Source organism: Bacillus sp. GbtcB10 (assembly GCF_019091365.1).
Taxonomy (GTDB): domain Bacteria; phylum Bacillota; class Bacilli; order Bacillales; family Bacillaceae; genus Bacillus; species Bacillus altitudinis.
This window is the reverse complement of record NZ_JAGXJP010000079.1, coordinates 1-288: the sequence shown is the minus strand read 5'-3', so window position 1 is coordinate 288 and position 288 is coordinate 1. Positions and strand designations below refer to the sequence as shown.

The following is a 288-nucleotide window of genomic DNA, read 5'->3' as shown; positions in this document are numbered from 1 at the left end:
GATATAATGTACAAAAGTAAGTATATAAGTCCCGGAGATAATAGGAAAGGATTATTTGCCTTTGTTTAGTATGTCAGCACAAAGACAATGAAATATGCATTATGATGGACGAAAGGAAGTTTTACTATGATACATGATAGGCTTGGACAAACTGTATAAAGTTATCGTAAGAAAAATAATATGACAATTCGTGAATTCGCTGATTATGCAGGGATTAGTACATCACTAATTAGCCAAATTGAAAGAGGACATGCTAATCCTTCTTTAAATGTTTTGGAGTTAATTGCA

At 31.9% G+C, this 288-nt stretch carries 1 pseudogene; it reads left to right on the top strand.

Annotated features, from left to right (window positions below):
• Positions 1-126 precede the first annotated feature (126 nt).
• Positions 127-288, top strand: a pseudogene (locus KVT11_RS19715) (helix-turn-helix domain-containing protein); the annotation flags it as partial.